Origin of the sequence: Robertmurraya phoenicis (genome assembly GCF_047302285.1) — a bacterium.
GTDB lineage: Bacteria > Bacillota > Bacilli > Bacillales > Cytobacillaceae > Robertmurraya.
This window is the reverse complement of the sequence record NZ_CP154845.1, coordinates 3,159,182-3,170,475: the sequence shown is the minus strand read 5'-3', so window position 1 is coordinate 3,170,475 and position 11,294 is coordinate 3,159,182. Positions and strand designations below refer to the sequence as shown.

Genomic DNA, 11,294 nt, shown 5'->3' with positions numbered 1-11,294 from the left:
GATTCCGGCAGTAAAAAGGAAGATGCTTAACTCTTAATGAGTCGAGCATCTTCCTTTTTCTACTTTATAAAGGGCTGTTTTCGTAAAGAGTCTTATAATACATACATGTAAACAGATAGAAAATGTGCAGTACTGCCAAGCATAATAAAAATATGGAAGATTTCATGAAATCCTAAATACTCGGATTCTAGAAATTTTGGCTTTGCTCCATAAATAATTCCACCAATTGTATAAAAAATACCTCCGAGAACTAAAAGAAATAGTCCCGTATTACTTAATACCTTTGCTAATGGAGGAGCTACGAAAATAACCATCCACCCCATCACAATATAAATAAGCGTTGATAACCATCGAGGACAATTAAACCAAATCATTTTAAATAACACACCACATAAAGCGGCAAAGGTAATGATTGAAAAGAGTACCCATCCAGTTACGCCATTTAAACTAATTAGGCAAAATGGTGCATACGTTCCAGCGATTAAAATAAAAATCATCGAATGATCAATTTTCCGTAGAAAGGCGATTACTTTATCTTTTGCCATGACCATATGATAAGTGGCCGAAGCTGAATAAAGGAGGATCATACTGCTGCCAAAAATGATAACCGCAGCAATCGAAAGAGCCGTTTCTGTTGTTAAGGCAGCTTTAATCACCATTGCCAGTAAGGCTACAAAGGATAATATGGCACCGCTTAAATGAGTTAGTCCGTTAATAGGTTCACGAATATATTTCAATACAAATACCTCCAGATTTCATTATGTAGTTATTAATACTACTTAAAATAATACATATATTATGATAGTTAGTCAACAGGAGATAATCACTAAAAATACCTGTGTGAGGTTTCATAACATAAAATTCAAAAAAATCTAAAAAGCATATTGACATATGTGTTTTATAGGGTAAAATTAGTATTAATTACAGGATGTTATATTTCCTAACATTAATACGTTAGAAGATATAACAACAAAAAAGGGGGAAATATTTTTGGATGCTGTCGTACTGATGGATAACCTGTGGGTAGCTGTTGGAGCAATTTTAGTATTTTTTATGATTGGTGGATTCATATTACTCGAAGCAGGTTCGACAAGAATGAAGAACGCAGGCCATATTGCTGGTAAAACCATTTTTACCGCTGGAATTGGTACTTTAGTTTTCTGGGCAGTAGGTTACGGATTTATTTATGGTGATGGGAACGCATTTATTGGATTATCTAATTTCTTTTACGGAGATGCATCAACAGTAGAAGAAGGTTTAACACCTGCAGTAGACTTTTCTTTCCAAGTAATGTTTGCAATTGTATCTTTAACCATTGCATTTGGTGGATTTGCAGAGCGTGCTAAACTATCTGTTTATGTCATTTTCGCTGTATTGTTTTCAGCTCTAGTATATCCAGTTGTTGCACACTGGATTTGGGGCGGTGGCTGGTTAGCTGAACATGGTAAGCAAGATTTTGCTGGTTCTACCGTCGTTCATTTAACGGGTGCGATGGCTGCATTAGCTGCAACCATGATATTAAAGCCGCGTATTGGTAAATACAATAAGAATGGTTCTTCTAATAATATTGCTGGTCACAACCAAGTGTTTACAGCTTTAGGTGTACTTATTCTGTGGGTTGGTTGGTTTGGATTTAATGGAGCAAGTACTTTTGGTGTAGCTGATGGATTTTTAGGTTTCGTTATTCTTAATACTCAATTAGCCGCAGCGTCTGGTGCGATTGCAGCGATGTTTACAGCTTGGGTGTTAACAGGTAAAGCGGATGTTCCAACAACTTTAAATGGAGCACTTGCTGGTCTAGTTGCCATTACAGCATCATGTGGTTTCGTTGAACCTTGGGCAGCTGTAGTAATTGGTCTAATTGGTGGAATTATGGTTGTCTTCAGTATGAAGTTCTTTGATAAGGCAAAAATTGATGACCCAATTGCTGCATTATCCGTTCACGGAACTGTCGGTGTTTGGGGTACACTTTCAAACGGATTATTCGCAGTCCCAGCATTATCTACTGATATTGGATGGGGACAAGCAGGATTATTCTATGGTGGTGGCTTCACACAATTAGGAGTTCAAGCATTAGGTGTCGTCGCTTCTGGTCTTTATGCATTTGTTGTTGCTTTCGTCCTTCTTAAAATTATGGATAAAGTTATGGGTGGACTTCGTGTCTCTGAAGAAGAAGAAATTATGGGTCTTGATATCAGTGAACATGGAAGCTATGGATATCCAGAGCAATTTGAAGCATCTAAAACAGGTAAAGGTGATTCAACTCAAGCGAATTTAAGCTAAACTGTGATAAAATAGACTTAAATGTTAATGAACGATTGAACAATCGAAGGCCTCTTTTATAGAGGCTTTTCGTATTTTACGATAATACATGAAAAAGGGGGTGCCCGGGTGACGATAGCAACTCCATCATATGAGTTAATCAAAGATTGGAAGGAGAAAATGATTGCTTTACATTTTTCCGATCCGTTTCGTTTGAATGAGATTCATGATGAAGCGATGGGGAAGGTATTTGAATTAGCAATCCAACGTATCGAACTAGGGGAGCCTCCATGTGAGTATTCCTGGTTTATTACCGGGAGTGGTGGTCGTTTTGAGCAGGGACCAATCAGTGATCAGGATCATGGCATTGTATACGCTGATTCAAATCAGGAAATTGACCACTATTTTGCAGAGTTAGGGAAAGAAATTTCCTTTGGTTTAAATATTGTCGGATATCCTTATTGTCAGGGCAATGTGATGAGTTCCAATCCTCTTTGGTGTAGGTCCATGGATAAATGGAAGAAGCAGCTTCTAACATGGATGGAAGAGGCTACTTGGGAAACAGTTCGCAATTTACAAATATTTTATGACGCGAGAACATTACAAGGGAACGAATATCTCGTGCGAGAATTAAAGGATGTTTTCTATGAATATCAAAAGAAGCATCCAGCTTTGTTAAAGAGATTTATGGAAAACGTCATGCACATCAAAAATGGTATTGGTCCACTCGGGCAAATAATCGTTGAGGAACACGGAACTAAGGGTGGGTCCATTAACTTGAAATATACGGCATTTCTACCCTATGTCAATGCCATTCGCCTATTAGCAATAAAAGAAGGGTTATATGAGACTTCAACGATCGACCGGATGAATAGTATGGTGAGAATGAGTGGATATAGTGCGGTATTGCGGGAAAGTCGAAAGCATTTTATGACATTATTAAAATATCGAAATTCCTTATATAAAGCAGAAACCTATGATGACACTCATTATTTAAGTGTCAAAACGTTAAGTAAAGAAGAAAAAAAAGAAATAAAGAGAATTTTGAAGGATGGTAAACGACTCCATCACTATGTTTCGAATTTAATATTACATTAAATTTCTGTCAGAGAAAGGAGTGAAAAGGAGTGCCATTAGAATCATTTCGACAATTAATGAGGGGGATTCAAGGGCGGTTATCGATTTCTGAGGGGAATCTTCAGAGCTCTCAGCAAATTGCTTTTGTCAGGCAAATGCAAAAAGAACTAAAGCAAGAGAGTGCATTATATACCCAATTTGATGAATTAAATGTTGTCGTCTTTGATATTGAGACAACGGGCTTTTATCCAGAGCTTGGAGATGAAATCATTTCGATCGGGGCAATAAGGGTTCAGAATGGAGTAGTATGTGACGAGAAGATTTTCTATTCTCTTGTCAGATATGAACAGGATCTTCCAGAGGAAATTGAAAAATTGACTGGTATTTCGTCCGCAGAGCTAAAGGAAGCAAAGCCTTTATCTGAAGTGATGATTCGTTTTTTTGAGTTTGTGAAAAATGATACGCTAGTGGCTCATCATGCCAAGCATGAGAAGAGTTTTTTGCAAAATGCTAGCTGGAAGCTATTTCGAACTCCATTTAAGCATCGAATTGTTGATACATCCTTTCTCTATCGAGTAGCAGAACTTGAGCACAATATGTCAAGATTAGAGGATTTATGTGAGCATAATGGAATTCCGGTTATGGATCGGCATAATGCTTTAGGAGATGCGAAGCTAGCTGCAAAATTATGGTGTTCCTATATTGATAAACTCAAAAAATTAGGGTGCAGAACTTTAAACGATGTTTATGAGCGACTTGCAAGACTATAAGACTCTCACATGGATAGAGTCTTATTTTTTTTGCCCATTTAATGAGAAGGGGGAGACAAGCGCTTAGGAGCTTTTCACCCCATAAAGAATTAATCCAACTCCGCAAAAAATCCATAGCATTTTTGTCAAAGAGATCTTCTCTGCGATTCCAATTAGGCCGATTGTCGTAGTCAGAATTAAAATAATGGGACCAATTAAAGCAAGAGAGCTATTGATCACCAAAGCTTTTTCAACCTGGTTCACTTTTAAAATCAACAGTGCGGCAAAAATTTCAATACTACCTGATACCATTCTTAAAAGTGCCATTCCAATAATGGCTTTTTCTAAAAATTGAAACATGATGACATCCCCTCCTTTATAACTGTATGCAAGAACATCGAAGAGAAGGACAAGTTTTTTTTCATCCTTTTGCTGTGAATTTAGACATTTCATGGACTTAAGCTGGGATTCGTGTCTAGTGCCTAAAACTCTTTACTTTAGGTCGCATACTCTATAGTAGAATTTCCTTGTTTGAGTCATGATGGTGATTATAAAAGGGAGAGAAGGGTTGTTTTATCATGTGCTCAAATTTTCTAATGAGAGAAGATTGGAGTGTTACGTTAGATGATTATCATGATGGGGGCTGAATTAAAAAGCCAGCCACCGACAAATCTAAGTGATCTAGAAAAAAATATATATGAAGAATTGCAGAAGAGTGACCTTTCACATCATTATCCGTCTTGGAGACAACTTCATTTTGAACTTCTGCTAAGGAAAAATATTATTGAAGCAGCTAGTAAGTTAGCCTACAGTCCAGTTGAGTTCAAGGTTTTCCAAGATTCAAAGTTTAATCCCCGTTATTGGACAAAAACGCGTGGTGGATATTTGCTAAAACCCAATGTCCTGCCGTCTCAAGCAATTGAGGACGTTTTTGTAAATGGACATGAATATGCTTTTGAATGCTCAACGGCGATTGTGATTATTTATTATTACGCCGTGTTGAAGTCGATAAATGTTGAATTCTTTAATCGAATCTTTCCGAATCTATTGGTTTGGGATTGGAGTTATGATGAAGATTTACGGATTATCACAAAAGTGGGAACTGATTTTATTCCTGGGGATGTATTGTATTTTCATAATCCAGATTATTTATATTCCGTATGGATTGGTGAAAATGCTGTTTTTCTTGGACGTGAACAATATTTTGGCCATGGAATTGGGATCAAGACAAAGGACGAGATGATTAAAGCTTTAAATTCCCTGAGAAAGCCAGATGCGAAGAAGTCAGCCTATTTGTTATCTCAGTATAGTCGCCTTGATTTCCATTACTTATCTCAATTTGCTAACTAATGAACAACAATGGATATATTTGGGGAGTTTTATTGTAAATTGGTCGAATACCCAGTTGTTCGCTACCTATTTGCATATTCTATGAATAGGAACACAATTTTTTAATGAGGAGGAATATGACGTGTATCAAGTGCCTAATATGATTCATATGTCTAATCAAGACCTTCGTATTATTAGAAGACCATTTGGATTTGGATTTAGACCGTTTGGGTTTGGTTATGGATTTCCGCTAGGTTTTTTAGGTGGTTTAGCTGCAGGTGCCCTCATTAGACCACCATACTACCCATATTACCCGCCATACCCTTATTACGGTGGATTCTATTACTAATTAGAAAACCATAAGGAACGAGTCTGAGGAATGGCCAATGAGGCTATTTCAGGCTCTACATAGAGATTCACCATATATAGAATATAATATAAGCAAATCCTTTAACTTTTAATTTAAACATGATAGTCTATCATTAACGTAATAGATTAATCAATTTTTAATGGTGCACTTAAAGTTAAAAAACGAATGTTAATGAATTTAACATACTAAATATGATCGTTTTTCCAATGCATTTGTGAAAGAACTTTCGTAATTGTTCGTTTTTAAATTTTCCTTGGTACATTGTGAAAACGATTCAGATGGATGTGAATATAATTGAGTGGGAATGAACAACTGGAAAGAGCTCGGGAAAGAGTAATCGATGCGATCGCCCAAAATATTAATTTGTACGGGGTTACCGATTCTGTAGGTAGACTTTATGGTTCTCTCTATTTTCAGGAGGAACCAATGACATTGGACGCCATGAAGGATGAGCTTGGAATGAGTAAAACAAGCATGAGTACATCAGTTAGAGGTCTAATGGAATTAAAGATGGTTGAAAAGGTTTGGAAAAAAGGAGAGCGCAAAGATTTATATCGTGCCGAAATGGATTGGTATCAAAGTTTTAGCGATCTTTTTACAATAAAATGGCGTGCAGGCGTAGCGGCCAACATCAATGCGATTGAAAAGTCCAAGAAAGAATTATTGGAGCTATTAAGCAAAGAAGATATCGAGGATGCTACAAGGCTAGAAGCAGAAAAAATGATGACCAAATTGGATTATGCTCTAGAATATTACGATTGGCTCCAACGCTTAGTCAATAGCTTTGAGACGAAGGAAATATTCGAATATATTCCTTTGAAAAAGGGAAACACAGACTGAAATTATAGTCTGTGTCAGATTGTCGACAAAAGGCATCGAGGGGACTCTCTCACGATGTCTTTTGTCATTTCTGGATAGAATTGTGGCTAAAATCGTTGATTTTCGCTCCAGGCGCTTGCTTTCCGGGGGCAGTGCGCCGAGCAATGGTGTCCGGAGCGACCACAAGAGTCACTGACAAGGAAACAAAGACATAAGCACTTCGCATCTCTTTGATGATGATTAACCCTTTTTTCCAAGATGATAATTACAGATAACTTGGTATGATCCTAATAGTAAAAAAAGTAGTTGTTTCATATATAACAAAAACCATATTGTTTTCAAAAATACTTAATTTTATATTAAATACATGTTATTCAGGAAGGAGTGGATTATCGTGCGACATTATGTAAGCGTTAACAAAATTAGGTAGATTTTTTAGCGAAAACTACTATATTCATAGAAAGGAGATGCTGCAAATAAAGATTTATTAATGTTAAATTGGAAGCGGTGATTTAATAAAGTAATATATAGAAAGGTTGCTTTAGACTGTTTATGGATAAATATAGTCGAGCATTAGATACCTAGAAAACATCATCTAAGAAACTTGTTGTTCTTTTGGAATCTACCTTACTTAAATAATAATATTTTCTGAATTAATGCTCATACCAATTATGAGACTTGACATGTTAAAGCAATCCCATTAGTTAACGAGTAAAACTTATTTACATTTTTACTTTTGTGTAATACAGGAAAATTACTTAATTTCCCTATTAATAGGGTGTTTCTTCAGTTTGTTAATGGATGTAGGCTTAAAAATAAATCTTCTTAGGAAGGATGAAAACATGTTAAAGAAAAAATTAAAGTCTATTTTATTAATTGGTTTCTCAATTATTCTTATGCTTGCGTCGATTCCAAGTTTTTCTGCAGATGCTTCTCCGGTAAGGGGTTATAGTATGATGAAAGACATTTCATATACTGACCCAGTACCAGCAAATACTAAAGGTAATTTGCTAGATCTCTATATCCCCGAAAAACCAGGGAAAAGCAAGTTGCCTCTTTTAATCTGGTCAGGAGGCTCAGCGTGGTTTAGTGACGCCGGAAAGGAAGGTGTTCCGAGTGAATTGGTAACTTACTTCACTGAAAAAGGATACGCAGTTGCCGGTGTAAGTGTACGATCAAGTTCACAAGTGCAGTACCCTGGTCAACTCCATGACATCCGAGCAGCTATACGTTGGCTACGTGAACATGCTGAAGAGTATAATTTTGACCCCAATCGCTTTGCTATATCTGGTAACTCCTCAGGTGGTTGGGTCGCGGCCATAGCGGCAACTACGAGCAACATATGGGAGATTGAAGGCGAGACAAATATACAAACATCTAGTGCGGTCCAAGCATCGGTCCCATTCTTCCCCCCAACAAACTTTCTGATGATGGATGAGCAACAACGAGAACAGGGAGGACTTTTTATTATTGAACATGATGCACCTAATTCTCCAGAGTCTTCACTTATTGGGCAACCTATACAATCGGTTCCAGAGTTGACAATGAAGGCAAATCCGATTACTTATATTGACAACAATATGCCTGCTATGCACATCTTTCACGGAGGTAGTGACATTCTTCTTCCATACGGGCAAAGTGAAATTCTATACGATGCAATGGCTGAGGCTGGTAATGAGGTTTTATTCACATTTGTCCCAAGTGCAGGACATAGTGTCGAAGAAATCGTAAGTGCTAGCGAATACACTACGTATCGAACTAATCCTGGAGGGCAGGAGCAAATCTTAAAAGGTGATGCTCCAACATGGAAGAATATCGAACGCTTCATCAATATAGCTTTAAACAAAGCACGTTCTGGATCAGGGAAGTAAACGAGCTTTTAATAGTAATTATATAAGAAAGGGTTGTCCTCATTATGGGCAATCCTTTTTTAAGCCGTCCTCATAGACGGAAGTAATAAATGGACTATACCATCTATGAAAGGAAGGGGGACGACCTAGTAGTTCCACTTCTAAAAGATGTGGAGTACAAACGTTAACAATCATTATCAAATGTAATTTCATAAAACATTCGAACCGCCGTATATCGAACAGAACGTACGGTTGTATGAGAGGGATGGAGTCAGTCACCCCCGTCTACTCGATTGTTTGGTAAGATTTGTCTTGTGATGATAACACCTAAAAAATGTGCGTTCGTCTATTCCCATCTTTCATGAAAATGAATAGGATATATTGACTCATAATAAGGAGGTCTAAAATATGTCAGCTGAATACGGGTATGGCGGCGGTTTTGCCCTATTGGTAGTACTGTTTATTTTATTGATTATCATCGGTGCTTCTTGGGGTTACGGCGGATTTTATTAATGAATAAAAAAAATTAAAGGAGGAGATATAATGCCATACGGATATGGTGGTTACGGTGGCTACGGTTACGGCGGATTTGGTGCCGGCTATGGTGGCGGCTTCGCTTTAATTGTAGTTTTATTCATTCTATTGATTATCGTTGGAGCAGCATGTTTTAAGTGGTAAGTGAAGAAAGAAGGCAGGCGTGAGCTTGCCTTCTTTTTATTGGTCTAACGATTTCGTCCCAAGCGTTCGATGGTGTTTTTTTCTTTCGGTTTGTTCAATAAGGTGAAGTTCTTCAGCAAGATCATTAATTGCAACAACTTCAAATAGAATCATCGTTTCAGCTGTAAAATGGCTCGCTTTGGAAGATACATCTGTATGCTCATTTTTCAATTCCCAAAAATAGTTCAAAAGTTTGTTCATTAATGCCTCATGCTCTTGATGTTCTTCGTTTTCTCGTTTAATTAACATCAATGAAATCGAGACCACTGCATCTGTAATGTCTTTGTTTTCATTAATTTTATGACTACTATTGTCGATGGGAGCATGAATGATATTCCCGATATGAAAGAGAATTTGTCTTAACACGAGAAGCTTTTTATGTTCATAATGAACCTTCCTCATATCATCCTCTGAATGCTTATGATACTTCCATTCCTGCCGTTGAAATTGACAGAGTTGTTCAGCTTTATCAAGGTCCTTTAAAATGCGCTGAAAGAGATTTAATGTATCACGTTTCTTTTTAACCTTTGGAACCTCTACAAATACCTGTCGTAGCAGTTCTCCTGTATTTTTTATCAAATCACTTGTCGAATGAACAATCATTTTTGAGTAATGTGGGGGAAATATAATCAAATTGATAACGGTTGAGACCGCTAAACCAATCGTAGTTGTCCCTAATCTGACAAGAAAACTATCAAAAAAATGGTCGTGTGTGAATGGAATCATATTCACGGCTGTTAAGGTTGCAACAAGGATTCCTGCGTCCAACTTCAGTTTATGACAAGTAATAATGGTCAGCATTGCAGAAAGGGAGTAGGTAAGTGCCGTATTCCCGAACCAAGCGGTGATGAGCATGGAATAGGCAGCGCCGATGACAGAAGCTGGTAATCGAATGATCCCCTTTTTGATTGAATCAGATGCAGTAGGTTCAATCGTCACGATCGCCGTAATGACAGCAAATATGGCTGGCCATTCTAGTGCTAGACAGATAAAAGCTGTAATGAAGACAGCAATTCCTGTTTTTAAAATTCTTCCCCCTAAAAACTTTGAAAATGGCATTTTGTAACTCCTTATTTTTGAGGCATCGGAAATATTTGATAACATCTGATCCTCTTATTCCATTATTATCTCGATTCAATAAACTCAAACAAAAACGATTGACCATTGCGATAGAAACGGGGATCGTAAACGCCAATCCGCTCTTCATCGGCCACGATGACGACAAATGGGGACCATTCAACAAGCGTTTTTGCCGCTGGTTTCTCAGCGAATAATTGCTCTAAATCTGCATCCTCTGATGATGTTAGCGTGTAAAGTTGTTCTTTTTCTTTAAATAGATTATCGTGAAAAAGAATAACCTCGTCCTCTGACTTTGTAATGACAGTGAAGTTCCATGGGATAAAGTCAGCTGATAACGCGATCTGCTCATAATCGTCTTTGTAATCTTTATGTATGATGTAACCTTGAGTCGTTTGGATGATAAGGTGGAGAACAATAAATCCCCAAGCCGCTCGAAAATAAAAAGGGGAGCGGTGCTTATTTTTTCTAGATAAGAAAAATGCAATTGCTAGTATGATCCAAAAAACAACATCGACAATTGGAATCGTACCAAAGGTAATTCTAAATGATGAAAAAGGTTCTAAATATCCGGTTCCCCAAGCATTAAATAAGTCACTTGTGTTATGTATAATTACTGCTAACCAACCGAGGAAAAATATCCGTATATCTTTGACTTTAAATAAGAGAATCGCTATTAAATAGAAAAAAAGAGCCCAAAAAGGTGTTAAAAAGATGGAGTGGGTAATCCCTCTATGCCACATTTGATAAAGACCTTCTGTATCCCAAGCTTGTGAGATCACATCGATATCAGGAATTAAACTGGCACCAACGGTGGTCGTTAAATAGGCTTTCTTCGTTCTAGAATCAAATTTAGACTTGTCAATCGTCCCGTACAATGCAAGTCCAAACAAAGTATGCGTAATCGTATCCATGTATTCACCTACTTATTTGATGTTTGTACTTATTATATTGGATAACACTATGTAAAAAAGCAACTATTTGATATAATATATCGTTGCAGGAATTTAATAAATACAATGAAATAAATGCTTTGTTTTAAAT

General features: G+C 37.1%; 13 protein-coding genes. 9 read left to right on the top strand and 4 right to left on the bottom strand.

Annotation, left to right across the window (positions count from 1 at the left end; all coding sequences use genetic code 11):
* Nucleotides 1-92: 92 nt before the first annotated feature.
* Entirely contained in the window at nucleotides 93-737 is a 645-nt protein-coding gene (gene trhA, locus AA0X71_RS15805; protein ID WP_413356259.1) for a PAQR family membrane homeostasis protein TrhA, read from the bottom strand.
* Between the two features lie 253 nt (nucleotides 738-990).
* Between trhA and AA0X71_RS15800 the strand changes: the two genes are divergently transcribed.
* From AA0X71_RS15800 to AA0X71_RS15790, 3 genes are all read left to right on the top strand, one after another.
* Nucleotides 991-2,283: an ammonium transporter gene (locus tag AA0X71_RS15800; RefSeq protein WP_413356258.1), complete on the top strand. Its 1,293-nt coding sequence runs from the start codon at nucleotides 991-993 to the stop codon at nucleotides 2,281-2,283.
* A 108-nt stretch (nucleotides 2,284-2,391) separates the two neighbouring features.
* The gene (locus AA0X71_RS15795; protein WP_413356257.1) at nucleotides 2,392-3,360 is read left to right on the top strand and encodes a DUF294 nucleotidyltransferase-like domain-containing protein; all 969 of its coding nucleotides are present in this window, start codon (nucleotides 2,392-2,394) and stop codon (nucleotides 3,358-3,360) included.
* 29 nt (nucleotides 3,361-3,389) lie between these two features.
* The gene (locus AA0X71_RS15790; RefSeq protein WP_413356256.1) at nucleotides 3,390-4,109 is read left to right on the top strand and encodes an exonuclease domain-containing protein; all 720 of its coding nucleotides are present in this window, start codon (nucleotides 3,390-3,392) and stop codon (nucleotides 4,107-4,109) included.
* 63 nt (nucleotides 4,110-4,172) lie between these two features.
* Here the strand turns inward: AA0X71_RS15790 and AA0X71_RS15785 are convergent, their stop codons facing one another.
* Nucleotides 4,173-4,448, bottom strand: a complete 276-nt coding sequence (locus tag AA0X71_RS15785) for a YqhV family protein (protein ID WP_413356255.1) — start codon at nucleotides 4,446-4,448, stop codon at nucleotides 4,173-4,175.
* A 264-nt stretch (nucleotides 4,449-4,712) separates the two neighbouring features.
* Here AA0X71_RS15785 and AA0X71_RS15780 point away from each other — a divergent pair, with 264 nt between their 5' ends.
* The 6 genes from AA0X71_RS15780 to AA0X71_RS15755 all read left to right on the top strand — a co-directional run bounded on the left by AA0X71_RS15780 (nucleotide 4,713) and on the right by AA0X71_RS15755 (nucleotide 9,134).
* Entirely contained in the window at nucleotides 4,713-5,438 is a 726-nt protein-coding gene (locus tag AA0X71_RS15780) for a protein-glutamine gamma-glutamyltransferase (protein WP_413356254.1), read from the top strand.
* Nucleotides 5,439-5,559: 121 nt separating this feature from the next.
* Nucleotides 5,560-5,766, top strand: a complete 207-nt coding sequence (locus tag AA0X71_RS15775; RefSeq protein WP_413356253.1) for a hypothetical protein — start codon at nucleotides 5,560-5,562, stop codon at nucleotides 5,764-5,766.
* Nucleotides 5,767-6,081: 315 nt separating this feature from the next.
* Entirely contained in the window at nucleotides 6,082-6,627 is a 546-nt protein-coding gene (locus AA0X71_RS15770) for a GbsR/MarR family transcriptional regulator (RefSeq protein WP_413356252.1), read from the top strand.
* Between the two features lie 821 nt (nucleotides 6,628-7,448).
* The gene (locus AA0X71_RS15765; protein ID WP_413356251.1) at nucleotides 7,449-8,477 is read left to right on the top strand and encodes an alpha/beta hydrolase fold domain-containing protein; all 1,029 of its coding nucleotides are present in this window, start codon (nucleotides 7,449-7,451) and stop codon (nucleotides 8,475-8,477) included.
* A gap of 387 nt (nucleotides 8,478-8,864) precedes the next feature.
* Nucleotides 8,865-8,969: a YjcZ family sporulation protein gene (locus tag AA0X71_RS15760; protein WP_019153049.1), complete on the top strand. Its 105-nt coding sequence runs from the start codon at nucleotides 8,865-8,867 to the stop codon at nucleotides 8,967-8,969.
* A 30-nt stretch (nucleotides 8,970-8,999) separates the two neighbouring features.
* Nucleotides 9,000-9,134 (top strand): YjcZ family sporulation protein, encoded by a 135-nt coding sequence (locus tag AA0X71_RS15755; protein ID WP_019153048.1) that lies wholly within the window; start codon nucleotides 9,000-9,002, stop codon nucleotides 9,132-9,134.
* A gap of 36 nt (nucleotides 9,135-9,170) precedes the next feature.
* Here the strand turns inward: AA0X71_RS15755 and AA0X71_RS15750 are convergent, their stop codons facing one another.
* Together AA0X71_RS15750 and AA0X71_RS15745 are read right to left on the bottom strand one after the other, a co-directional pair.
* Nucleotides 9,171-10,232, bottom strand: a complete 1,062-nt coding sequence (locus tag AA0X71_RS15750; protein ID WP_413356250.1) for an aromatic acid exporter family protein — start codon at nucleotides 10,230-10,232, stop codon at nucleotides 9,171-9,173.
* A gap of 65 nt (nucleotides 10,233-10,297) precedes the next feature.
* Nucleotides 10,298-11,164, bottom strand: coding sequence for a metal-dependent hydrolase (locus AA0X71_RS15745; RefSeq protein ID WP_413356249.1), 867 nt, complete (start codon nucleotides 11,162-11,164; stop codon nucleotides 10,298-10,300).
* Nucleotides 11,165-11,294: the final 130 nt, after the last annotated feature.

Excerpts from the sequence above, each read along its gene's own strand:
- AA0X71_RS15785 (WP_413356255.1), bottom strand. The coding sequence starts at position 4,448 with ATGTTTCAATTTTTAGAAAAAGCCATTATTGGAATGGCACTTTTAAGA.
- AA0X71_RS15780 (WP_413356254.1), top strand. The coding sequence starts at position 4,713 with ATGATTATCATGATGGGGGCTGAATTAAAAAGCCAGCCACCGACAAAT.
- AA0X71_RS15765 (WP_413356251.1), top strand. The coding sequence starts at position 7,449 with ATGTTAAAGAAAAAATTAAAGTCTATTTTATTAATTGGTTTCTCAATT.
- AA0X71_RS15760 (WP_019153049.1), top strand. The coding sequence starts at position 8,865 with ATGTCAGCTGAATACGGGTATGGCGGCGGTTTTGCCCTATTGGTAGTA.
- AA0X71_RS15755 (WP_019153048.1), top strand. The coding sequence starts at position 9,000 with ATGCCATACGGATATGGTGGTTACGGTGGCTACGGTTACGGCGGATTT.
- AA0X71_RS15750 (WP_413356250.1), bottom strand. The coding sequence starts at position 10,232 with ATGCCATTTTCAAAGTTTTTAGGGGGAAGAATTTTAAAAACAGGAATT.
- AA0X71_RS15745 (WP_413356249.1), bottom strand. The coding sequence starts at position 11,164 with ATGGATACGATTACGCATACTTTGTTTGGACTTGCATTGTACGGGACG.